This window comes from Variovorax beijingensis, from assembly GCF_007828835.1.
GTDB lineage: Bacteria > Pseudomonadota > Gammaproteobacteria > Burkholderiales > Burkholderiaceae_C > Variovorax > Variovorax beijingensis_A.
In genome coordinates, this window is record NZ_VIVL01000011.1 from 1 (window position 1) to 21,263 (window position 21,263).

At 68.2% G+C, this 21,263-nt stretch carries 21 protein-coding genes and 1 riboswitch; of the genes, 13 read left to right on the plus strand and 8 right to left on the minus strand.

The annotated features are described in order from the left end of the window. Positions 1 to 252 precede the first annotated feature (252 nt). Complete coding sequence (locus FB547_RS25860) at positions 253 to 753, plus strand: LapA family protein (RefSeq protein WP_145746520.1); 501 nt, start codon at positions 253 to 255, stop codon at positions 751 to 753. A 9-nt stretch (positions 754 to 762) separates the two neighbouring features. Here the strand turns inward: FB547_RS25860 and FB547_RS25865 are convergent, their stop codons facing one another. Next, complete coding sequence (locus FB547_RS25865; protein ID WP_145746521.1) at positions 763 to 1,068, minus strand: c-type cytochrome; 306 nt, start codon at positions 1,066 to 1,068, stop codon at positions 763 to 765. Positions 1,069 to 1,176: 108 nt separating this feature from the next. Here FB547_RS25865 and FB547_RS25870 point away from each other — a divergent pair, with 108 nt between their 5' ends. Further along, positions 1,177 to 1,431: a TIGR04438 family Trp-rich protein gene (locus tag FB547_RS25870; RefSeq protein ID WP_145746522.1), complete on the plus strand. Its 255-nt coding sequence runs from the start codon at positions 1,177 to 1,179 to the stop codon at positions 1,429 to 1,431. Positions 1,432 to 1,458: 27 nt separating this feature from the next. Here the strand turns inward: FB547_RS25870 and ilvD are convergent, their stop codons facing one another. Continuing rightward, positions 1,459 to 3,153 (minus strand): dihydroxy-acid dehydratase, encoded by a 1,695-nt coding sequence (gene ilvD / locus FB547_RS25875; protein ID WP_145746523.1) that lies wholly within the window; start codon positions 3,151 to 3,153, stop codon positions 1,459 to 1,461. A 104-nt stretch (positions 3,154 to 3,257) separates the two neighbouring features. Between ilvD and FB547_RS25880 the strand changes: the two genes are divergently transcribed. Beyond that, positions 3,258 to 4,202, plus strand: coding sequence for a LysR family transcriptional regulator (locus FB547_RS25880; RefSeq protein ID WP_145746524.1), 945 nt, complete (start codon positions 3,258 to 3,260; stop codon positions 4,200 to 4,202). Between the two features lie 12 nt (positions 4,203 to 4,214). Here the strand turns inward: FB547_RS25880 and FB547_RS25885 are convergent, their stop codons facing one another. Beyond that, positions 4,215 to 5,159: a LysR family transcriptional regulator gene (locus FB547_RS25885; protein WP_145746525.1), complete on the minus strand. Its 945-nt coding sequence runs from the start codon at positions 5,157 to 5,159 to the stop codon at positions 4,215 to 4,217. A gap of 130 nt (positions 5,160 to 5,289) precedes the next feature. On the opposite strand from FB547_RS25885, the gene FB547_RS25890 reads away from it, so the two are divergent. The 6 genes from FB547_RS25890 to FB547_RS25915 all read left to right on the plus strand — a co-directional run bounded on the left by FB547_RS25890 (position 5,290) and on the right by FB547_RS25915 (position 11,965). Further along, positions 5,290 to 6,063 (plus strand): SDR family oxidoreductase, encoded by a 774-nt coding sequence (locus FB547_RS25890; RefSeq protein WP_145746526.1) that lies wholly within the window; start codon positions 5,290 to 5,292, stop codon positions 6,061 to 6,063. 90 nt (positions 6,064 to 6,153) lie between these two features. After that, positions 6,154 to 6,975 (plus strand): prolipoprotein diacylglyceryl transferase, encoded by an 822-nt coding sequence (gene lgt, locus FB547_RS25895; protein ID WP_145746527.1) that lies wholly within the window; start codon positions 6,154 to 6,156, stop codon positions 6,973 to 6,975. Between the two features lie 127 nt (positions 6,976 to 7,102). Beyond that, positions 7,103 to 7,771, plus strand: coding sequence for a GntR family transcriptional regulator (locus FB547_RS25900; RefSeq protein WP_145746528.1), 669 nt, complete (start codon positions 7,103 to 7,105; stop codon positions 7,769 to 7,771). Between the two features lie 52 nt (positions 7,772 to 7,823). Then, on the plus strand, positions 7,824 to 9,308 hold the full coding sequence (locus FB547_RS25905; RefSeq protein ID WP_145746529.1) for a malonyl-CoA decarboxylase: 1,485 nt from the start codon (positions 7,824 to 7,826) through the stop codon (positions 9,306 to 9,308). A 74-nt stretch (positions 9,309 to 9,382) separates the two neighbouring features. Beyond that, the gene (locus FB547_RS25910; RefSeq protein ID WP_145746530.1) at positions 9,383 to 10,372 is read left to right on the plus strand and encodes a Bug family tripartite tricarboxylate transporter substrate binding protein; all 990 of its coding nucleotides are present in this window, start codon (positions 9,383 to 9,385) and stop codon (positions 10,370 to 10,372) included. A gap of 57 nt (positions 10,373 to 10,429) precedes the next feature. Then, positions 10,430 to 11,965: a malonate--CoA ligase gene (locus FB547_RS25915; RefSeq protein WP_145746531.1), complete on the plus strand. Its 1,536-nt coding sequence runs from the start codon at positions 10,430 to 10,432 to the stop codon at positions 11,963 to 11,965. On the opposite strand, the gene FB547_RS25920 is transcribed toward FB547_RS25915, so the two are convergent. The 5 genes from FB547_RS25920 to FB547_RS25945 all read right to left on the minus strand — a co-directional run bounded on the left by FB547_RS25920 (position 11,962) and on the right by FB547_RS25945 (position 16,068). After that, positions 11,962 to 13,665 carry a serine hydrolase gene (locus tag FB547_RS25920; RefSeq protein ID WP_145746532.1) on the minus strand — a complete coding sequence of 568 codons (1,704 nt, stop codon included), beginning with the start codon at positions 13,663 to 13,665 and terminating at the stop codon, positions 11,962 to 11,964. The two genes, FB547_RS25915 and FB547_RS25920, sit on opposite strands and share 4 nt — an antisense overlap. Before the next feature lie 230 nt (positions 13,666 to 13,895). Beyond that, the gene (locus tag FB547_RS25930) at positions 13,896 to 14,321 is read right to left on the minus strand and encodes a universal stress protein (RefSeq protein WP_145746533.1); all 426 of its coding nucleotides are present in this window, start codon (positions 14,319 to 14,321) and stop codon (positions 13,896 to 13,898) included. An 80-nt stretch (positions 14,322 to 14,401) separates the two neighbouring features. Then, a complete protein-coding gene (locus FB547_RS25935; protein ID WP_145746534.1) occupies positions 14,402 to 15,223 on the minus strand; it encodes a sulfite exporter TauE/SafE family protein in 822 nt (273 codons plus the stop codon). Between the two features lie 282 nt (positions 15,224 to 15,505). Next, positions 15,506 to 15,847 (minus strand): cell division protein ZapA, encoded by a 342-nt coding sequence (locus FB547_RS25940; RefSeq protein ID WP_145746535.1) that lies wholly within the window; start codon positions 15,845 to 15,847, stop codon positions 15,506 to 15,508. Further along, positions 15,844 to 16,068, minus strand: a complete 225-nt coding sequence (locus FB547_RS25945; RefSeq protein WP_145746536.1) for a DUF904 domain-containing protein — start codon at positions 16,066 to 16,068, stop codon at positions 15,844 to 15,846. The genes FB547_RS25940 and FB547_RS25945 overlap by 4 nt, the downstream gene beginning before the upstream one ends. Before the next feature lie 69 nt (positions 16,069 to 16,137). Beyond that, positions 16,138 to 16,387: riboswitch (cobalamin riboswitch) on the plus strand. Positions 16,388 to 16,485: 98 nt separating this feature from the next. Here FB547_RS25945 and FB547_RS25950 point away from each other — a divergent pair. From FB547_RS25950 to FB547_RS25965, 4 genes are read left to right on the plus strand one after another with little or no spacing between them, the layout of a single operon-like run. Further along, entirely contained in the window at positions 16,486 to 18,426 is a 1,941-nt protein-coding gene (locus tag FB547_RS25950; RefSeq protein WP_145746537.1) for a TonB-dependent receptor domain-containing protein, read from the plus strand. After that, positions 18,411 to 19,820: a cobyrinate a,c-diamide synthase gene (locus FB547_RS25955; RefSeq protein ID WP_145746538.1), complete on the plus strand. Its 1,410-nt coding sequence runs from the start codon at positions 18,411 to 18,413 to the stop codon at positions 19,818 to 19,820. The genes FB547_RS25950 and FB547_RS25955 overlap by 16 nt, the downstream gene beginning before the upstream one ends. Continuing rightward, the gene (locus FB547_RS25960; RefSeq protein WP_186454253.1) at positions 19,810 to 20,385 is read left to right on the plus strand and encodes a bifunctional adenosylcobinamide kinase/adenosylcobinamide-phosphate guanylyltransferase; all 576 of its coding nucleotides are present in this window, start codon (positions 19,810 to 19,812) and stop codon (positions 20,383 to 20,385) included. Before FB547_RS25955 ends, FB547_RS25960 begins: the two co-directional genes overlap by 11 nt. Continuing rightward, positions 20,382 to 21,251 carry an ABC transporter substrate-binding protein gene (locus tag FB547_RS25965; protein ID WP_145746540.1) on the plus strand — a complete coding sequence of 290 codons (870 nt, stop codon included), beginning with the start codon at positions 20,382 to 20,384 and terminating at the stop codon, positions 21,249 to 21,251. Before FB547_RS25960 ends, FB547_RS25965 begins: the two co-directional genes overlap by 4 nt. Positions 21,252 to 21,263 lie beyond the last annotated feature (12 nt).

Consider the following 21,263-nt stretch of genomic DNA (forward strand, 5'->3'; position numbering starts at 1 on the left):
GCAAGATCATGCGGCGCCTGCTGCGCAGCATCGCCAAGGGCGAGGCCATCACGCAGGACATCTCGACGCTGGAAAATCCGGCGATTCTGGAACAGTTGTCACAGACCAACTGATTCGATCTGTAGGACATGGCCGTTAGTGGGAAGCAGGGGCTTTTGCGGCCCGCGGCCTGAGGTAAAACCGGCGCAGTTGCCATGCACCTCGACGTGCATGGCGAGTTCACTGTGTTCGATCTTTACGAAGGAGGCCCCCATGGGCGTGAGATCTGCTTTCCTGTTCGTCATCCTGCTGCTGATCGCGGCGCTCGCCGCGCTCAACTGGGGCACGCTCTCGTCACCGGTGCCGGTGTCGCTGGGCTTCATGACCGTGTCCGCGCCGCTGGGCCTCATGATGCTGGGGCTGACGGTGGCCCTCGGCGTGTTCTTCCTGGTCTATGTTCTGTACCTGCACAGCTCTGTGCTGCTCGACGCCAAGCGCCACAACAGGGAAATGCAGGTGCAGCGCGACCTGGCCGACAAGGCCGAGGCTTCGCGCTTCACCGAACTGCGCAATTTCCTCGAGGCGCAGGAAACCAAGCACATGGCGCAGAACGCCGACCGGCATGCCGCACTGCTGACGCGGCTGGGGCAGGTCGAGAGCGTGATCCGTCAGCGCTCGGAGCAGTCCGACAACACCGTGGCCGCGCACATCGGCCAGCTCGAAGATCGCATCGAGCGCAAGCCGCTGCCCACGGACATCGATCCGCGGATCTGAAGAGCCGCGTCAGCGCGCCAGCAGCACCCAGGCCGCCAGCTTCTTGGCGTCGGCTTCGCTGACCTGGGTGTTGGCCGGCATCGCCAACGGCCCCCACACGCCCGAGCCGCCCTTGATGATCTTTGCCGCCAGCATGTCGACGGCACCGGCGTTGCCCTTGTACTTGGCGGCCACGTCCTTGAAGGCGGGGCCGAGCACCTTGCGGTCCACCGCATGGCAGCTCATGCAGTTCTTCGACGTCGCCAGCGCCAGGTCGGCAAGGGCGGGCGCCGCCAGGCCGAGGCCGAGAACCGCGAATGACAGGAGTCTTTTCATGGGGCTTTGTTCGTAATGGCTGGGTTACATTCGATGCAACGCGATTGTAGGTAGCGCCGTGGACCGGCGTCCGGAAGCGTTGCCAACAAAAACCCGGAAGGATTCGCGATGCTTTTTCTGCTGTTGGGCCTGCTCGGCGTGGGCCTCAAGTACTTCGAGGTGGGCATGGTGGCCGGCTGGAGCTGGTGGATCGTGCTGTCGCCTTTTGCCATGGCCGTGGCGTGGTGGGCCTGGGCCGATTCGTCGGGCTACACCAAGCGCAAGGTCATCGAGCGCGAGGAAGCGCGCAAGCAGGCGCGCATCGACCGCCAGCGCAGCAACATGGGCCTGCCCGGCAGCAAGGGCCAACGCCCCAAGCGCTGACCGGCAGGCCCTGATCGCCCGTCGGCCTCAGAACTTGTCGAGCACCGCGCCCGAGCTGGCGCTCGAGGCATTGAACGCGAACTTGGCCTGCACGCCGCGCGTGTAGCGCGGCGCCGGCGGCATCCAGCCTTCGCGGCGCTTGGCCAGCTCGGCTTCGGGCACGTTGAGCTCGAGCACCAGCTTGTGCGCGTCGATGGTGATCGAGTCGCCCTCGTTCACGAAGGCGATGGTGCCGCCCGCCGCCGCTTCGGGCGCGACGTGGCCCACCACCATGCCCCAGGTGCCGCCCGAGAAGCGGCCGTCGGTGATCAGGCCCACGCTTTCGCCGAGGCCCGCACCGATCAGCGCGCCCGTGGGCGCCAGCATCTCGGGCATGCCCGGGCCGCCCTTGGGGCCGAGGTAGCGCAGCACCATCACGTCGCCGGCCTTGATCTTGCCGTCGAGGATGGCCTTGAGCGCCGACTGCTCGTCGTCGAACACGCGCGCCGGTCCGGTGATGACCGGGTTCTTGAGGCCGGTGATCTTGGCGACCGCGCCTTCGGGCGACAGGTTGCCCTTGAGGATGGCCAGGTGGCCTTCTTCGTACATCGGCTTGTCGATCGGGCGGATCACGTCCTGGTCGGCACGCGGCACGTCGGGCACGTCCTTCAGCACTTCGGCGATCGTCTGGCCGGTGATGGTGATGCAGTCGCCGTGCAGCAGGCCCGCGTTCAGCAGCACCTTCATGACCTGCGGGATGCCGCCGGCCTGGTGCAGGTCGACCGCGAGGTACTTGCCCGAGGGCTTCAGGTCGCAGATCACCGGCACCTTCTTGCGCATGCGCTCGAAATCGTCGATGGACCACTCGACCCCGGCCGCGTGCGCAATGGCCAGGAAGTGCAGCACCGCGTTGGTGGAGCCGCCCGTGGCCATGATCACGGCCACCGCGTTCTCGATGGCCTTCCTGGTCACGATGTCGCGCGGCTTGATGTCTTTCTTGATGGCCTCGATCAGCACCTTGGCCGATTCCTTGGCCGAGTTGGCCTTCTCGTCGTGCGGGTTCGCCATGGTCGACGAGTAGGGCAGCGAGATGCCGAGCGCCTCGAAGGCGCTGGACATGGTGTTGGCCGTGTACATGCCGCCGCAGGAGCCGGTGCCGGGAATCGCGCGCTTCTCGATCTCGTGCAGGTCTTCGTCGCTCATGTTGCCGGCGGCATTCTGGCCCACGGCCTCGAACACGCTCACGATGTTGAGGTCCTGTCCCTTGTAGCGGCCCGGCAGGATGGTGCCGCCGTAGACGTAGATGGCCGGCACGTTGGCGCGCAGCATGCCCATGAGGCCGCCCGGCATGTTCTTGTCGCAGCCGCCGACCACCAGCACGCCGTCCATCCACTGGCCGCCCACGCAGGTCTCGATGCAGTCGGAGATGACCTCGCGGCTCACCAGCGAGTACTTCATGCCTTCGGTGCCCATGGCCATGCCGTCGGAGATGGTGGGGGTGCCGAACACCTGCGCGTTGCCGCCGGCTTCCTCGATGCCCGCGATGGCCGCGTCGGCCAGCTTCTGCAGGCCCGAGTTGCAGGGCGTGATGGTGCTGTGACCATTGGCGACGCCGACCATCGGCTTCTTGAAGTCGGCCTCTTCGTAACCCATGGCGTAGAACATCGAACGGTTGGGCGCGCGGCTCTTGCCTTCGACGATGTTGGCGCTGCGGCGGTTGATCTGGATGGGTTTGGTGTCCATGGTGTCTCTTGTGTCGTGGGGGAGATCGAGGGGAATTCCAAGTATCGGACTTCTCATTGATTCATTCCAATCCATTTTTTCGCGCCGATTGATATGCTTGGCATATGAAAGATGCCTTGATCGACCTGCGCGCATGGCGCCAGTTCGTGGCCGTGGCCGAGGAGCTGCACTTCGGCCGCGCCGCGCTGCGGCTGCACATGACCCAGCCGCCGGTGACGCAGGCCATCGCCCAGCTCGAGAAAACGCTGGGCGTCGTGCTGTTCGACCGCACGCGCCGGCGCGTCGCGCTCACGCCGGCCGCGGAGGCGCTGCTGCCCGACGTGCGCGAGCTGCTGGCGCGCGCCCAGGCGCTGCCGGCGCGGGCCCGCGCGGCGGCAGCGGGGCAGGTGGGGCGCGTGCGCATCGCCTTCGTCTCGACCGTCGGTTTCGAGCAGCTGCCGGCCTGGGTGCGCGAATTCCGCGTGCGCTGCCCGGAAGTGGCGCTCGAACTGGTCGAAGCCACGGGCGACGTGCAGCTCGAGGCCCTTGCGCGCGGGGAGATCGACGCCGGCCTGATGCTGCATTCGCCGGGCGCCGCGCCGCCCGGTCTGGCGCGCCTGCCGGTGGAGGAGGAGGCGCTGGTGCTGGCGCTGCCGTCGCAGCACCGGCTCGCGCGTGCGCGGCCCGTGCCGCTGGCCGAGGTGCTGGACGAACCGCTCGTGATCTTTCCGCGCCGCATCGTGCCGTCGCTGCACGATGCGGTCTTCGACCTCTATCACGCGGCGGGGCGCACGCCGCAGGTGGCGCAGGAGGCGATCCAGATGCAGACCATCGTCAACCTGGTGTCGGGCGGCATCGGCGTGGCCTGGGTGCCGCACAGCGTGATGCAGTTCCGGCGCGCCGGGGTGGTCTATCGGGAGGCCGGCGAGTTCAAGGGCGCGGGCCGGCGCCGCGTGGCGCTGCCGGCCTGCGAAACCAGCCTCGTGTGGCCTGCGCAGGCCGCGCATCCGGCGCTGGCGCGCTTCGTGGAATTCGTGCGCGAGCGCACGGGGCGGGCGCGGGCGGCGTAGGGCCGGCCCGGCTTACCTGCGCGGCGTTCGTGCGCCGGCCGGCCGCGGTGCTTCGGGCGCATCGAGCGACGCGGCGAGCAGCGTCTCGAGCCAGCCCGCGAAGGCCTGCATGCGGCGCGAGAGGTTGCGCCGGTGCGGATAGACCAGGTGCACCGGCAGCGGCTGGGCGCGCGCCTCGGGCAGTACCTCGGCCAGCTCGCCGGCCGCGAGGTGTTCGCGCACGTCGTAGGCCGGGATCTGGATCAGCCCCAGCCCCGCCAGCGCGCAGGCGATGTAGGTCTCGGCGTTGTTTGCGCTCACCTGGCTGCGCATGCGCAGCGCCGCGGTCTCGCCGTCGCGCTGCCACTCCCACGGCGCCGCGCGGCCGCTGGTCGGCGAGGCGTAGTTGACCGCGGTGTGCTCCGGCAGGTCCGCCGGCGTGCGCGGCGTGCCATGGCGCGCAAGGTAGGCCGGGCTCGCGCAATTGATCAGCGTGAAATGCCCCAGCGGCCGTGCCACCAGGCTGCTGCTCGCCAACGGGCCCACGCGCAGCGCGCAGTCGACACCTTCGAGCACCAGGTCCACGGCACGGTCGCTGGAGCCGAGTTCGAGTTCGATCGCCGGGTAGCGCTCGAAGAAATCCGGCAGCGCCGGCGCAATGAGCCGCCGCGCGATGCGGCTCGGCACGTCGACCTTAAGCCGTCCGCTCACCTGGCTGCGCGACGGCAGGAACTGCTGCTCGATGTCTTCCATGTCGGCCACCAGCGTGCGGGCCCGTTCCAGCAGCACTTCGCCGTCGGGTGTGAGGCCGACGCGCCGCGTGGTCCGGTGCAGGAGGCGCGAGCCCAGCTTCGCCTCGAGCTGCTGCACCGCCGTGGAGATGGTGGCGCGCGGCAGTGCGAGCCGATCGGCCGCACGCGTGAAGCTGCCGGTTTCGGCCACGCGCAGGAACACCTTGAGAAGGTCGATGCGGTCCATGCGTGCTGTCTGTATTGTTTGTGATTATCAGAACAGTCTAGCGACGGATTGTTGATTTATTCAGGAACTTGCCATCAATAGACTGAAGCTTCCCGATTCACATCAACGCTCTTCAGCAGGAGGTCATTCCATGTCCGCACGCACTCTCAAGAACAAGGTCGCCGTCGTCGCCGGCGGTGGCAAGAACCTCGGCGCGCTCATCGGCCATCAACTGGTCGACGGCGGTGCCCGCGGCATCGCGATCCACTACAACAGCGACGCCTCGCGCAAGGAGGCCGAGAAGACCGCCGCCGAACTCGAGGCCAAGGGCGCCGGCACGCTGCTGGTGCAGGGCGACCTTGCCGTGGTGGAGAACAACGCGAGGCTGTTCGACCAGGCCGTGCAGCACTTCGGGCAGGTCGACATCGCCATCAACACCGCGGGCGTGGTGATCAAGAAGCCGATCCTCGATGTCACCGAAGCCGACTACGACCGCAGCTTCGACGCCAACGCCAAGGCCGCGTTCTTCTTCATCCAGCAGGCCGGCCGCACGCTGGCCGACGGCGGCAGCATCGTGTCGCTGGTGAGCTCGCTGCTCGCGGCCTACACGCCGTTCTACGCGATCTATCCGGCCTCGAAGGCGGCGGTGGAGCACTACACGCGCGCAGCTTCCAAGGAGTTCGGCGAGCGCGGCATCTCGGTCAATGCCATCGGCCCCGGACCGATGGACACGCCGTTCTTCTACGGCCAGGAAAGCAAAGAGGCCGTCGAGTACCACAGCAGCGCGGCGGCGCTCAGCAAGTTCTCCAGGAAGGGCCTGACCGACATCGAGGACATCGCACCCATCGTGCGCTTCCTGGTCACCGAAGGCTGGTGGATCACCGGCCAGACGATCTTTGCCAACGGTGGCTACACCACGCGGTGACGTGGATCTGCCCCAAGCTTCGCGCACTTTCGCGTCGCCTCGCGAAACCCCGCGCCGGCCGCGACATTTGGGCCGGGCACAATCTGCGCCATGCTCATGTATCCGCAGATCAATCCCGTCGCCCTGCAGCTCGGGCCCGTGGCCATCCACTGGTACGGCCTGACCTATCTGGCCGCGTTCGCGCTGTTCTATTTTCTCGGCACGCGCCGGCTGCACCACGAACCGTACCGCTCGCTGGTCGGCCAGGGCGCCTGGCAGCGCAAGGACATCGAGGACATTCTCTTTCTGGGCGTGATGGGCGTCATCGTGGGCGGGCGGCTCGGCTATTGCCTTTTCTACAAGCCCGAGTTCTACCTCTCGCATCCGCTCGAGATCCTCTATGTATGGCAGGGCGGCATGAGCTTCCATGGCGGCCTCCTCGGCGTGATCGGCGCGATGGTCTGGTTCGCGCATTCGCGCGCGCGGCCGTTCTGGCAGGTGATGGACTTCGTGGCGCCCTGCGTGCCCACGGGCCTGGCGGCGGGCCGTGTCGGCAACTTCATCAACGGCGAGCTCTGGGGGCGCTTCAGCAGCCCCGACCTGCCCTGGGGCATGGTGTTTCCGCAGAGCGGCTCGATGCTGCCGCGCCATCCTTCGCAGGTGTACCAGTTCCTGCTCGAGGGGCTTCTGCTGTTCGTCATCATGTGGCTCTACGCCCGCAAGGAACGCAGGCAGGGGCAGGTGGCCGCGGTGTTCCTGATCGGCTACGGCGTGCTGCGCTTCGTTGCCGAGTACTTCCGCGAGCCCGACGATTTCCTGGGCCTGCGCGCGCTGAACCTGAGCCAGGGGCAGTGGCTCAGCGTGCCGATGGTGGTCTTCGGCATCGGCCTGTGGATCTGGGCCGCGCAGCGCCGCCAGCCGGCGAGCGCCTGAGCATCGGGCCCTCAGGGTAAGCACGGGCCGCGCATGGGGTGCGCGACCCTTGCGGCTCCCGTAAGGGCGCCTCACAATTACGCGTAATTACAGAAAATTACGCCAGCCGATTTTTCCTTCAGCCGCCATGCGCCTGGTCCCCAACTCCCTGCACGACGAAGTCGCTGCCACGCTGCGCGAGCAGATCTTCGCGGGCGCGCTGGTGCCGGGCAGTTTCCTGGACGAGGCCGCGCTGTGCGAGCGGCTGTCGATTTCGCGCACACCCTTGCGCGAGGCGCTCAAGGTGCTCACGGCCGAAGGCCTGCTGCGCCACGAGCCGCGGCGCGGCTGCTTCGTGCGCGAGGTGACGGAGCGCGATCTGGACGAGATATTCCCGGTCATCGCGCTGCTGGAAGGCCGCTGCGCCTACGAGGCGGCCCGCAACGCCAGCGATGCGGAGCTGAGCGAACTCGACGTGCTGCACGAACGGCTGGTGCGCCACGCCAAGGCCAAGCGCATCAACGACTACTACGCCACCAACCACCTGATCCACGAGGCCATCATCCAGCTGGCCGATAACAAGTGGCTGGCACAGGTGATTGGCGATCTGCGCAAAATTCTCAAGCTGGCGCGGCTTCAGCAACTGCATGCGCCGGGCCGGCTCGAGCAGAGCCTGTCGGAGCACCTGGCGGTGTTCGCGGCGCTCAAGGCGCGCGACAGCGAGGGCGCGGACGCGGCCATGCGCACGCACCTGACACGGCAGCGCGAGGCGCTGCGCGCGGTGGCGCGGCAACAGAAATCCAGGGTGATGTCGTGAACGGCCTGAAAGAAGAAGGCATCCCCGCAGCACACAGCATTGGAGTTTGTCGATGAGTGCGACCGAGTGGTTCCAGGCGCGATTGCGCTCTGGCGAGAAGTCCGGCGAAAAGGCCGCCGCCAAGGTGCCCGTGGCATCCGATGGCGCGGCCCGCGGCGCACCCAGGACGGCCGCAAAACCCAGCATGCGCTCGACCGCCGAGCGGCTGCAGGCCACGCTGCGCAAGGCCGACGAAGCCTTGTCGCCGCGCGCGCTGCGCCGCGTGCTCACGGCCCTGCAGGCCGTGATCGATCCGCGCGTGAGCGAGGTCGAGGGCGGACGCCGGGCCCATGCCATTGCACGCGAATATGCCGCCGCCACGCCCGAGGAGCGGCGCGACTACTGGGCGCTCATGAGCGAGCATTTCGCTGCCGACCCGCACAAGCTCAAGTCCGCGCGCGACCAGCACCAGGCCGCCGTCGGAACACCCGACGAAGGCCAGGCCGAGCTGCGGCTGCGGCGCGCGCTGGTGTCGCCGCGCATGCGCCTGCTGCAGCGCTTTGCGGTGGAGCCCGAGGGGATGCGCTTCCTCGTCGATCTGCGCGCCGAACTGCTGCCTTTCCTCAAGTCGGACAAGCGGCTGATCGCGCTCGACGCCGAGCTGGAGCATCTGTTCTCCACCTGGTTCGACGTCGCGTTCCTCGAACTGCGCCGCATCGACTGGCATTCGCCGGCCTCGCTGATCGAGAAGCTGATCCGCTACGAGGCCGTGCACGACATCAAGAGCTGGACCGACGTGAAGAACCGGCTCGACGACAGCGACCGGCGCTGCTACGGCTTCTTCCATCCGCGCCTGCCCAACGAGCCGCTGATCTTCGTCGAGGTGGCGCTGGTCGACCGCATCAGCGACGGCATCACGCCGCTGCTCGATGAAGCCGCCGTGCCGATCCAGCCGGCCAAGGCCACCACGGCCATCTTCTATTCGATCAGCAACACCCAGAACGGGCTGCGCGGCGTGAGCTTTGGCGATTCGCTCATCAAGCGCGTGGTCGAGACGCTGCAGGAAGAGCTGCCGCGCCTGAAGACCTTTGCCACGCTGTCGCCGATCCCGGGGTTTCGCGCCTGGCTTGCCAGGAATGCCGCCGAGCTGCTGCCGCGGCTGGACGAAAAGCGCGAGGCCGAGCTCGGCCGCCTCGTCGGCTCGCTGCCGCCGACCGCCGAGCGGCTGCTTGCCGCGGTGGAGGCGCCGGCCACGCTCGATGCCAGGTCGCCTTTGCGCCAGTGGCTCCTGCAGGCCGCGGCCGAATACCTGGGCCGCACGCTGATCGACGGCACGCCGGCCGATCCCGTGGCGCGCTTTCACCTGGGCAACGGGGCGCGCGTGGAGCGCCTCAACTGGGCCGGCGACCCGTCGCCCAAGGGCCTGAAGCAGTCCTACGGCCTGATGGTCAACTACCTCTACGATCTCAAGCGCCTCGACAAGCATCGCGCATGGATCTCCGAGGGCAAGGTGGCGGTTTCGGGGGATGTGGAAAGCCTGTTCTTCAAAAAAGGCTGAGTTCTGCAAAGAAGTCCGGCGCCTGATGCGCCGGCCCGCATGGTGCGGCAATCTACAACGACAGGAGATGACAGATGACTCAGAGTTTTCAGCGACGCGAGGTGCTGCGCCTGGCAGCAGCCGGTGCAGCCGTTCTGTGCGGCGGGGCAGGGGCGCAGGGAGGTAATTGGCCGACGCGGCCGGTCAACATGGTCGTGCCGTTCCCGGCCGGCGGCGGCACCGACGCCTTTGCGCGCCCGCTGTCGGCCCAGTTCGCCAAGGTCACGGGCCAGACGCTGGTCATCGACAACCGCGGCGGCGCGGGCGGCACCGTGGGGGCCAGCATCGCCGCCAAGGCCCAGCCCGATGGCTACACGCTCTTCATGGGCGCCGTGCACCACGCGATCGCGCCGTCGATCTACCCCAAGCTCGACTACGACCTCGAGAAAGACTTCGTGCCGCTGATGCTGCTGGCCAACGTGCCGCAGGTGGTGGTGGTCAATCCGCGCCGCGTCACGGCCAATACGCTGCAGGAACTGGTTGCCGCCGCCAAGCGCAGCCCCGGCAAGCTCAACTACGGCTCGGCCGGCGCGGGCACCTCGCACCACCTGGCGGGCGAGCTGTTCAAGCTGCAGACCGGCACCTTCATCACGCACATTCCCTACCGCGGCGCGGGACCGGCGCTGTCCGACCTGATCGCCGGCAACGTCGACCTGATGTTCGACGGCCTCGGCTCTTCGGCCCAGCACATCAAGGGCGGGCGCATCAAGGCGCTGATGGTTGCCGGCAGCAAGCGCAACCCCGCGTTCCCCGACGTGCCCTGCGCGGCAGAGGTCGGCCTGCCCGACTACACCGTCACCACCTGGTACGGCCTGTGGGCGCCCAAGGGCACGCCGGCCGACCTGCAGGCACGCATCGTCGACAGCATGAAGAAGGCCCTGGCGAGCGATGAGCTCAAGGCCATCTGGACCCAGAATGGCTCCGAGATCCCGAACCTCACCATGGCCCCGTACGGCGGCTTCGTGAATTCCGAGATCAAGCGCTGGGCCGCGGTGGTGAAGGCCTCGGGCGCCAAGCTGGAGTAACGCGCCGCCGCAAGCTTGCACGCCCAGCGCACACCGAATTTCCGAAGTACCTGCCAGATGAAGACGAAAGCCAATTCCAACCTGTTTGCCGCCCTGCGCGCGGCCTTTCCCGCCGACCTCGGCCGCACGGCCGTGGAAACCGACAACGGCCTGTTCTATTCGTGGCAAGACCTCGACCGCGCCAGCGCAATGATGGCCAACCTGTTCGGCGCGCTGGGACTGGAGGAGGGCGCCCGCATCGCGGTGCAGGTCGAGAAATCGGTCGAGGCAATGATCCTCTACCTCGCCACGCTGCGCGCCGGTTACGTCTTCTTGCCGCTCAACACCGCCTACCAGAGCGCCGAGATCGAATACTTCATCGGCAACGCGGAGCCGGCCGTGGTGGTGTGCACCAGCCGCAATGCCGCGTGGGTCGGACCCATCGCGAGTGCGGCGGGCACCCGGCACGTGTTCACGCTGGACGACGACCGCACCGGCACGCTGCTGGAGCTTGCCGCGCAATGCAGCGATCGGCATGAGATGGCGCGCAAGAACGCAAACGACCTGGCCGCCATCCTCTACACCAGCGGCACCACCGGCCGCAGCAAGGGCGCGATGCTCACGCATGGCAACCTGCTGTCGAACGCCGGGGTGCTCAAGGACTACTGGGGCTGGACGGAGGGCGACGTACTGATCCATGCGCTGCCGATCTTCCACGTGCACGGCCTCTTCGTTGCGCTCCATGGTGCGCTGCTCAACGGCAGCAAGATGATCTGGTTTTCCAGGTTCGACCCGAAGCGCGTGGTCGAGAAGCTGCCCGAGGCCACCGTGTTCATGGGCGTGCCCACGCTCTACGTGCGCTTGCTGGCCGAGCCCGGCCTCACGCGCGAGGCGGTTCGCAGCATGCGGCTCTTCATCGCCGGTTCCGCGCCGCTGCTCATCGAGACCTTCGATGAATGGCGCGAACGCACCGGCCACACCATCCTGGAGCGCTACGGCATGAGCGAGACCATCATGCTCACCTCCAACCCCTACAGCCCCGCCCAGGGCGAGCGTCGCGGCGGCACGGTCGGCTTTCCGCTGCCGGGCGTGCGGCTGCGCGTGCGCGACGACGCCGGCCGCGACTGCACCACCGACGAGATCGGCAACATCGAGGTCAGCGGCCCCAACGTGTTCGCGGGCTACTGGCGCATGCCGGGGAAAACGAAGGAAGAGTTCACCGCCGATGGCTTCTTCAAGACCGGCGACGTCGGCAAGATCGACGGCCGAGGCTACGTCACCATCGTCGGACGCAGCAAGGACCTGATCATCAGCGGCGGCTACAACGTCTATCCCGCCGAGATCGAGGGCTACATCAACGAGCTGCCCGGCGTGGCCGAAAGCGCGGTGGTCGGCGTGCCGCACCCTGACTTCGGCGAGGTGGGCGTGGCCATCGTGATCGCCAAGGCGGGCGGGGTGCTCGAGCCCGATGCCATCGTGGCGGAACTCAAGTCGAAGCTCGCGAACTTCAAGATTCCCAAGCGCTGCTTCGTCGTGCCCGAGCTGCCGCGCAACACCATGGGCAAGGTGCAGAAGGCGTTGCTGCGGGAGCAGCACAAGGGGCTGTTCGCCTAGGGCCCTGCCACCCTCGGTGCGAGCGCGGTGACGCGGGGTTCGTGGAAGATGAGCGCGTCCACCGCGTCGGGCGAAGGCCGGCGGAATTCCACGCCGAAGCCCTCGAGCGTGTCGACGCGGAAGCTGCGTCCATCGGCCGGCAGCAGGCGATAGGTCGGCTGACCCGGAATCGTCATGGCAAGCTCGCCGCGCGCGTCGAGCCTGATCTCGATCACACGGCCGCTGTGCAGGTAGTCGCCGGCGCACAGTTGCCGGAACGCCGGGTCCAGCACGTCGCCGGCCGGAGCGCGAAGGAACACGATGTCGTCCACCATCTCCTCGAATGGAATCTCGATGCGATCGATGCGGCCTTGCCGGTCGTAGCGGAAGGTGAGCGTCCGGTTGCTGGGGTGCAGCACCGTCGGACGGTCGGGGGTGATGAACACGTCGTAGTGGCGGTGCTCGAGCTTTTCCTCGATGCCGCGCCAGCGCCATGCGAGCCCGTCCGCCTCCCTGTTGATGCGCAGGCGCCCGTAGGCCGGGTGCTCGTAGTCGCCGGCATAGTCATCGAGCGGATGGCTCGGGTGGGTTCCGCTCCTGCGGACTTCCGCGCCCGCCTTCCGGTCGAGCGCCTGCTGTTCGATGGCCTGCCTGCGCTTGGGGGCCAGGCGCTCGAACCAGTCGACCGGCTCGCGGCCGCAGATGCGGTCGAGCACGGCGTAGGTGAGGATTGCCTGGACGCTCCCCGGTGTGCGGTTCGTCAGCACCACGATGCCTGCGCGACGCTCGGGCTGCATCGTCATGAGCGTGCTCCAGCCGGTCCACGAGCCCGAGTGCGCGACGGTGCGCTCGCCGCGGTACTGCTCGCAGAAGAGCCCGAGGCCGTAGTGCGAGTCGCCGATCTCGGCGTAAGGGGAGCGCCCCATGTGCACGCGCGGGGTCGTCATTTCGCGCAGCGCCTGAGGCGAAAGCAGTTGCCGTCCATGCGCCTTGCCGTCGAGGAGAAAGCGTGCCCATTTCGCAAGATCGGCCACCGAGGCGTTGATGCCGCCGGCCGGCGTCGCGCGGATCGGCGACAGCGGCGTGCGGTAGCGCTCATCGCCGTCCATCGCATGGGGACGGGCGGCGTCTTCGGCGGCCGCGAGGGCCTCGATGGAGAAGCCGAAGCGGCTGAAGCCCAGCGGCTTCATCAGGCGCTCGGTGGTGAAGTCCTGGTAGCTCTGGCCGCTGATCCGCTCGGTGACCATGCCGGCGACCAGGTAGCCGAGGTTCGAGTACTGGAAGGTGTCGCGCAGGTCCTTGCTGGGTGCAAGGTGCCTGAGCGCGGCCAGCATCTGCGCATTGCCCAGGTCGCCGGGCATGTGGATCCAGTCATGCCGCGGCAGCCCGCTGTGATGGCACAGCAGATCGCGCACGGTCAGCCGCTCGGTCGCCACCGGATCGTGCAGGCGGAATTCGGGAATCACCTCGCGCACCGGCCGATCCCAGTCGAGCTTGCGTTCGTCCACCAGCAGGCCGAGCCCGGCCGCGGTGAACGACTTGGTGATCGAGCACAGCAGGAATTGCGTGTCGATGGTCACGGGCAGGCCCGTGTCGGTGTCGCGCACGCCGTAGCCCTTGAGCACGGCGATGTCGCCGTCCTGGATGACGGCCAGCGCGAGTCCCGGTACTTTCCATTCCTGCATCGAGGCTTCGACGAGGCTGTCGAGATCGCTCCACATGGTCGGGTCCTTGCCTTTGTGTAGGGCCGCGCATCCTACGGCATCCCCGGAGCGAGGGGCCCGCTACGCTGCGCCCGGCCCGTTCATGAGCCCGCTGCCCGCATGGCAGTTGATGTATTCGTCGCTCTGGTCGTCGGCCTTCAGCACCGTGCAGCACGGGAACCACCTCGCGCCGCGCGAATGGCGGCAGCAGCGCGTGCAATAAGAGGGGAAAGAAGAGAAAAGCCCGGCTACTGCACCAGCAGCACCGAGGTGTCGGTCTCGGAGATCACCTTGGTGGCCACCGAGCCCATCAGCGCGCGGCCGATGATGCCGTGGCCATGGGTACCGAGCACGATCAGCTGCGCATGCGCAGCCGCCGCCGACTTGAGGATTTCCTCGGCCGCATGGCCATGGCGCTTGTCGATCGTGTAGTTGCTCACGCTGTTCTGCGCAAGCAAGGCCGCCACGGGGTCGAGCACCTTGGCGTTTTCCTCGGCGTAGTAATCGGCGATCACCTCCTTGCTGAGGTGGCGCGCCACATGGCCCGAGATACCGGTGCAGACATGCACGATGACCAGCTCATGGCCATCCACGAACATCGCGCGGTTGGCCAGCAGGTAATTGAGCGCCTTCTGCGTATAGGCGCTGCCGTCGACAGCAATGAGGATTTTCATGCGCCCGTTATACGGCCGGGGCCGCGGCCTCGCAACGGATCCCACCCGGCCGCCGAGGGGCTTTCAAGGCGCGCGGCGACTCAGCCCTGCAGGCCCTTCCAGAGCATGTAGGCCGCCAGCAGGTACAGGATGCTCGCGAACACGCGCTTGAGCTTCTTCACCGGCAGGTTGTGCGCTGCCTTCGCACCCAGCGGCGCGGTGAGCACGCTGCACACCGCAATGACCGCGAGCGCGGGCAGCCAGATGTAGCCGAACGAACCTGCCGGAAGGCCTTGCACCGACTGTCCGCTCACCACGTAGCCCAGCACGTTGGCCACCGCAATCGGAAAGCCGAGCGCGGCGCTGGTCGCCACGGCGTTGTGGATGGAGATGTTGCACCAGGTCATGAAAGGCACGCTGACGAAGCCCCCGCCCGCGCCGACCAGGCCCGAGATGAAGCCGATGGCGCCGCCCGCCGACAGCTGCCCCGCGGTGCCCGGCATCTGGCGCGTGGGCTTGGGCTTGCGGTCGAGGAACATCTGCGTGGCCGAGAAGCCCACGAACAGCGCAAAGACGATGGCCAGCACCGTGCCCTTGAGCAGCGCGAACACGCCCAGGCTGCCCAGCAGGCTGCCGATGACGATGCCGGGCGCCAGGCGCCGCACGATGTCCCAGCGCACCGCGCCGCGCTTGTGGTGTGCGCGCACGCTGGACACCGAGGTGAAGATGATCGTGGCCATCGAGGTGGCGATCGCCATCTTCACCGCGAGATCGGAGGCCACCCCGCGGTGCCCCATGATGATCGTGATGAACGGCACCATGAGCATCCCGCCGCCGATGCCCAGCAGGCCCGCCAGGAAACCGGTGCCCAGGCCGAGTGCGGCCAGTTCGGCGATCAGGAGGGGGTCGAGCAGGGAAGTCACGCAGCGAAGCCTTGAAAAAAAGCAACGGCCCCGTGCAGCGCATGCAGGGGCCGTATGAACGGAAAAAGGTGTCTGCAAGTGGGCGCCGAACCCGCATCCTGAACCAGGGTTCAGGTGGGCGAGGGCAGCAAGACTTCGGGTTCATCTGACGCGAGATGATCACACCCGTCAAGCGATGTACCAAGCCCGGCTCCGGAGAGCATTGGAACAAGGAAATATTAAGCCCGACGCGCACCGCAGACAGTTCGGATTTTACGCCCCGGACGGGCCGGGTGCTTCCGCTCAGAGTAAATGGTCATCGCCCGCGAGGGCTTGATCGAGTTTCTGAATGAGCTGGGCGGCCTTGGCGTCGGCGTCCCCGCCATCTGCCGAGGGGGCCGAGGACGCCGCGGCCACGGGAAGCGGCGCGGCCGCGGCGGCCGCTTGCTGTGCCGCCAGGTCGAAAGCCAGGTTCAGCGAGGCGAGCACCGCGATGCGGTCGCGCGCCTTCACCTTGCCGGCATCGCGGATCTTGCACATGGCCGCGTCCACGCGCTCGACGGCTTCGCGCAGCTGCGCCTCGCCGCCGTCGGGGCAGCCGAGCAGATAGCTCTGGCCCATGATCTGAACTTCAATCTGCTTCATGCGGGGGAATCTTGGGAAGGGGGTTCAGCCGGCAGCCGCTCGAGCAATGCATCGAGGCGCGTGCGGGCCGCGGCCAGCCGCGACTTCAGCGCATCGCGCTCGCGCGTGAGCGCTTCGACCTGCTCCTGCAGCAGCGCATTGGTGCGCTGCACCTCTTCATGACGCACGAGCAGGCGGTCCACACGCTCGGCGATCTGGTCGATGGGGCTGGAGGCGGGCATGGTTGGCGATTGTAGTTTCCCGGCGAAGCACAGGCTGCGCAACTTTTGGCTTACTGTGCCGGCACAGGCCCTAGAATCCTGCGCGTTGGTGCCTGCGGCGTGGTTCACGCGCCGCGGTTCAACGGGAAGCAGGAGTGAACGCCCTCCGGAAACGGAACAAGGCCGAAGCCGCCTGCGCTGCCCCCGCAACGGTCAAGCAGTCGACGCCGCAAGCGTCAACCTCATCCATCAAGCCACTGGGTGCCCTGAAACAGGCACCTGGGAAGGCGGTGGGGTCGCACTGCCAGCCCGGATACCGGCCAACGAGGCGGCTGCCGCATGCGCGATCGATTGTCGGTTCGGCGCGCAAGGCAGCCATTGCGTCCAAGCGCCGGCGGGGAAGCCGGCGACGGGCATAGACGTTCGTTCGCTCCATTCATGACTTCCTGTGGTTTTCTTTCCCTCGGCCGTTCGCCTGCGCGCCGCCGCCTTGCCTGCCTGCCGCTCGCGCTGGCCTCCGCCTTCGGCGGCATGGCGCTGCTTCAACTGCCGGCCGTCGCGCATGCCCAGCAGGATGCGCCGGCACTCGGCGAAACCGTGGTCACAGCCAACCGCACGCCGCAGCCGCTGTCGGACCTGGTGGGCGACGTGTCCGTGGTCGACCGCCAGACCATCGAGCGCAGCGGCGCGGTCGGCGTGGCCGACGTGCTGGCGCGCCTGCCGGGCATCGAGATCACGCGCAACGGCAGCGTGGGCAACACCACCAGCCTGTTCATCCGCGGCGCCGAGACGCGCTTCACGGCCGTCTACATCGACGGCGTGCGCGTCGATTCGCAATCGACCGGCGGTGCCGGCTGGGAAAGCATTCCGCTCTCGCAGATCGACCGCATCGAAGTGCTGCGCGGTCCGGCCGCCGCGGTGTACGGCTCCGATGCCGTGGGCGGCGTGATCCAGCTCTTCACGAAGCGCGGCGAAGAGGGCGTGGCGCCCTACGCGGGCATCGGCTTCGGAAGCCATGGCTTGCGCAAGGCGGAGGCGGGCGTGAGCGGGAAATCGGGTGCCTTCGACTACTCGCTGGGCGCGGCCCACGAGGAAAGCCGGGGCTTCAACGTGCTGCCGATGGACAAGCGCACGCCCTCGAAGGACGGCTTCACCAGCCCCGACCGCGATGGCTATCGCAGCAATGCCGGCAACTTGCGCCTGGGCTACCAGCTCACGCCGAACCAGCGGCTGGAAGCCACGCTGCTGTACAGCGACATGGAAGCCGGCTACGACCCGCCGGTGAGCTTCAGGACCAAGCCGCCGATCCTCTTCAGGAACGACATCTCGAACAACACGCTGCGTACGGCCGGGCTCTCGTGGTCGGCCAAGTGGAACGACATCTACAGCACGCGCGTGCAGGTCACCGATTCGCAGTCGGTCTACAAGACCCAGCCATCGTTCTACCGCACCGAGACGAACCTGCGCGGCTACCTGTTCCAGAACGAGTTCCGCTTCGGCCCGCACCTGGTGACGGCCACGCTCGAGCGCCGCGAAGACGCGCTCGAGAATGCACCCACCACCAGCAGCGGCCTGTTCTCGAGCAAGCGTTCGCAGGATGCGGTCTCGCTCGGCTACGGCTTCGTGCAGGGCGCGCATTCGCTCCAGCTGCATGTGCGCCATGATGACGACAGCGAGTTCGGCGGCAAGGCCACCGGCAGCGCCGCCTACGGCTACGCGATCACGCCCAGGCTGCGCGCCACCGTCTCGGCCGGCACGGCGTTCCGCGCACCCACGCTGTACCAGCGCTTCAGCGAATACGGCGTGGCCAGCCTCAAGCCCGAGTCGAGCCGCAACGTGGAGCTGGGCCTGCAGTACACCGACGGCGGCACGCATGCGGGCATCGTCGTCTACCAGAACCGCGTCGAGAATCTGATCGTGTTCGACGGCTCGGCCACCAACTGCCGCTCCGGCTTCGGCTGCTATGCCAGCACGGCGCGGGCCCGCTACCAGGGCGTGACGCTGTCGGGCGGCCACCGCATCGGCGACGTGACATTGCGCGCATCGCTCGACTTCCAGGACCCGCGCGACCTGGACACCGACCACCTGCTGGCGCGCCGCGCGCGCCGCCACGGCACGCTCGGCGCCGACTGGCGCGTTGCCGGCTGGACGCTGGGCGCCGAGCTGCAATCGTCGAGCAAGCGCTTCGACGACGCCGCCAACACGCGCACGCTGGGCGGCTATACCGTGCTGAACCTGGTGGCCAGCACGCAGATCACGCGCGACATCGGCCTGGTGGCCCGCGTCGACAATGTGGGCGACAAGGACTACACGCTTGCACGCGGCTACGCCACCGGCGGCCGCAACGCTTACATCGGCCTGAAGTGGACACCGCAATAAGCCAGTACGACGCGAACAGCGAACCGGTCGCTGCGCACGCCTGCGCCGCCGTGCTGGTGGCGGCCCCGGCTTCGGGGCAGGGCAAGACCACGGTCGCGGCCGCCCTGGCGCGGCTGCATGCGCGCCAGGGCCGGCGCGTGCGGGTCTTCAAGTGCGGGCCCGACTTTCTCGACCCCTGCTGGCTGGCGCTTGCCAGCGGCGCGCCGGTGCATTCGCTCGACCTCTGGATGACCGGCGAGGCCGACTGCCGCCGGCGGCTGCATGCGGCGGCGGCCGAGGCCGACCTGCTGATCGTCGAAGGCGTCATGGGCCTGTTCGATGGCAGTCCCAGCGCGGCGGACCTGGCCGAGCGCTTCGGCCTGCCGGTGCTGGCCGTGATCGATGCACAGGCCATGGCCGGCACCTTCGGCGCGCTGGCCTACGGCCTGCAGAACTTCCGGCCCGCGCTGCCCTGGGCCGGCGTGCTGGCCAACCGCGTGGCCGGTGAACGCCATGCCGGCATGCTGAAGGGGGCCTTGCGCGAACCGGCGCAGTGGCTCGGCAGCCTGCCGCGCGGTGCCGGCTTCGAGCTGCCCGAGCGGCACCTGGGCCTGGTCGCCGCGCATGAACTCGGCGACGCGATGGCGCGGCTCGATGCGGCGGCCGACGCGATGGCCGCCACGCCTCTGGGCAAGCGGCCGCTTGCCGAATGGCCGCTGGTACGCTTCGAGGCTGCCCCGGCCGAGCCGCCGGCGCGCATCGATCCGCTGCTGCAGGGCCGCACCATCGCGGTCGCGCGCGACGCGGCCTTTGCCTTCATCTATCCGGCCAACCTCGACGTGCTGGCGGCGCTGGGCGCGCGGGTCGTGTTCTTCTCACCGCTCGCCGGCGATGCGCTGCCCGCATGCGATGCGCTCTGGCTGCCCGGCGGCTACCCCGAGCTGCATGCCAAGGCGCTGTCCGCCAGCGATTCCCTGCGCGCGGCGCTGGCCGCGCATGTTGCCGCGGGCAGGCCGGTCTGGGCCGAGTGCGGCGGCATGATGTCGCTGTTCGAGCAACTGGAGACGGCCGATGGCGCATCGCACGCGCTCTGGGGCCTGCTGCCCGGCCGGGTGGCGATGCACAAGCGGCTCGCCGGCCTGGGTCCTCAGCAGCTCAGGCTTGGCGACCACACCGTGCGCGGCCACACCTTTCATTATTCGAGCTGCGAGACGCCGCTGGTGCCGGCGGCCTTCACCGGCAGGCCGGGCGCGGACGCCCGCGCCGGAGAGGCCTTCTATGTGCACGGCCCGGTGCGGGCGAGCTATTTTCATGCGTGGTTCGCGTCCAGCCCCGAAGCCACGGCCAGCCTGTTCGGCGCGATGCCGATCGAGCTCGAACGCGAAACCCCGGAGGCCGATGCGCATGCGCGTTGAACACGAATTCATCCTCGGTGGCCAGAAAAGCGGCAAGTCGCGCCGCGCCGAGCAGCGCGCCGCCGACTGGCTGGCCGAGGCGCCCGGAATGCGGCGCGCCGTGCTGATTGCCACCGCCCAGGCCCACGACGACGAGATGCAGGAGCGCATCGTGCGCCACCAGGCCGACCGCGCCCGCCGCGTGCCCGCCCTGCGGACCGTGGAAGAACCGGTCGAGCTGGCGCGCGCCATCGTCACCCAGAGCTCGCCCGAGACGCTGGTGGTGGTCGACTGCCTCACGCTCTGGCTCACCAACCTGCTGATGCCGCTGCGCTGCGAGACCGCGCAGCCGGTCACGCGCACGCCGGCGGCGCATGCCGCGATGCTGCTCGTGGCGCTACGCGAGGCGCGCGGACCGGTGGTGCTGGTGGGCAACGAGATCGGCCTGGGCGTGATTCCGCTCGGCCGCGAAACCCGCGCTTTCGTCGACGCGCTGGGCCGCATGAACCAGGACGTGGCGACCGCCTGCGATCGCGTCACGCTGATGGCGGCCGGCTTGCCGCTGACCCTGAAGGCACCTGCATGACCGCCCGCTGGATTCGATGCTTGTCCGCGGCCATTGGGCTTGGCCTCTTCGCGCTGGCCGCGCATGCCATCGAGGTGGTCGACGAGCGCGGCGTGGCGGTGAGCCTGCCGCAGCCGCCGCAGCGCATCGTCACGCTGCTGCCGTCGCTGACCGAAGGGGTCTGCGCACTCGGTGCCTGTTCCCGGCTGGTGGGCGTCGACAATTACTCCAACTCGCCGAGCGCGGTGCGCGCCTTGCCGCAGCTGGGCGGCGGGCTCGACCCGAACGTCGAGGCGATCGTGGCGCTGCGGCCCGATGCGGTGCTGCTCGCCAAGTCGTCGCGCGTGACGCAGCGGCTCGAGGCGCTGGGCCTCAAGGTGCTGGTGCTCGAACCCAAGAGCCATGCCGACGTGCGGCGCGTGCTCGACAAGCTCGACCAGGTGCTGGGCACCCATGAGGCGCCGAACATCTGGCGCGTGATCGATGCCAGCGTGTCGGCTGCGGCGCAATCGCTGCCGGCCCGTGCGAGGGGCCAGCGCGTCTACTTCGAGGTCAACAGCGCGCCCTATGCGGCCGGCGAATCGTCCTTCATCGGCGAGACGCTTGCGCGGCTGGGCATGAAGAACATCGTGCCGGCTTCGCTCGGGCCTTTTCCCAAGCTCAACCCCGAATATGTGGTGCGCGCCAATCCCGATCTCATCATGGTCAGCGTGCGCAGCGCGGCGGGCATGGAACAGCGCCCGGGCTGGAGCGGCATCCGCGCGGTGCGCGAAGGGCGCATCTGCCGCTTCGACGCCGCGCAGTCGGACGTGCTCGTGCGCCCCGGCCCGCGCATGGACGAGGCCGCACGGCTGATGGCGCGCTGCATCGCGGAGAAGGCCGGCTGAGCCCGGGTGGAC

Coding starts and splice junctions, on each gene's coding strand:
- FB547_RS25960 (WP_186454253.1), top strand. CDS start 19,810: ATGCGCGTTGAACACGAATTCATCCTCGGTGGCCAGAAAAGCGGCAAG.
- FB547_RS25940 (WP_145746535.1), bottom strand. CDS start 15,847: ATGAAGCAGATTGAAGTTCAGATCATGGGCCAGAGCTATCTGCTCGGC.
- FB547_RS25900 (WP_145746528.1), top strand. CDS start 7,103: ATGCGCCTGGTCCCCAACTCCCTGCACGACGAAGTCGCTGCCACGCTG.
- FB547_RS25945 (WP_145746536.1), bottom strand. CDS start 16,068: ATGCCCGCCTCCAGCCCCATCGACCAGATCGCCGAGCGTGTGGACCGC.
- FB547_RS25885 (WP_145746525.1), bottom strand. CDS start 5,159: ATGGACCGCATCGACCTTCTCAAGGTGTTCCTGCGCGTGGCCGAAACC.
- FB547_RS25915 (WP_145746531.1), top strand. CDS start 10,430: ATGAAGACGAAAGCCAATTCCAACCTGTTTGCCGCCCTGCGCGCGGCC.
- ilvD (WP_145746523.1), bottom strand. CDS start 3,153: ATGGACACCAAACCCATCCAGATCAACCGCCGCAGCGCCAACATCGTC.
- FB547_RS25965 (WP_145746540.1), top strand. CDS start 20,382: ATGACCGCCCGCTGGATTCGATGCTTGTCCGCGGCCATTGGGCTTGGC.
- FB547_RS25950 (WP_145746537.1), top strand. CDS start 16,486: ATGACTTCCTGTGGTTTTCTTTCCCTCGGCCGTTCGCCTGCGCGCCGC.
- FB547_RS25930 (WP_145746533.1), bottom strand. CDS start 14,321: ATGAAAATCCTCATTGCTGTCGACGGCAGCGCCTATACGCAGAAGGCG.
- FB547_RS25880 (WP_145746524.1), top strand. CDS start 3,258: ATGAAAGATGCCTTGATCGACCTGCGCGCATGGCGCCAGTTCGTGGCC.
- FB547_RS25910 (WP_145746530.1), top strand. CDS start 9,383: ATGACTCAGAGTTTTCAGCGACGCGAGGTGCTGCGCCTGGCAGCAGCC.
- FB547_RS25890 (WP_145746526.1), top strand. CDS start 5,290: ATGTCCGCACGCACTCTCAAGAACAAGGTCGCCGTCGTCGCCGGCGGT.
- FB547_RS25920 (WP_145746532.1), bottom strand. CDS start 13,665: ATGTGGAGCGATCTCGACAGCCTCGTCGAAGCCTCGATGCAGGAATGG.
- FB547_RS25870 (WP_145746522.1), top strand. CDS start 1,177: ATGCTTTTTCTGCTGTTGGGCCTGCTCGGCGTGGGCCTCAAGTACTTC.
- FB547_RS25865 (WP_145746521.1), bottom strand. CDS start 1,068: ATGAAAAGACTCCTGTCATTCGCGGTTCTCGGCCTCGGCCTGGCGGCG.
- FB547_RS25860 (WP_145746520.1), top strand. CDS start 253: ATGGGCGTGAGATCTGCTTTCCTGTTCGTCATCCTGCTGCTGATCGCG.
- lgt (WP_145746527.1), top strand. CDS start 6,154: ATGCTCATGTATCCGCAGATCAATCCCGTCGCCCTGCAGCTCGGGCCC.
- FB547_RS25905 (WP_145746529.1), top strand. CDS start 7,824: ATGAGTGCGACCGAGTGGTTCCAGGCGCGATTGCGCTCTGGCGAGAAG.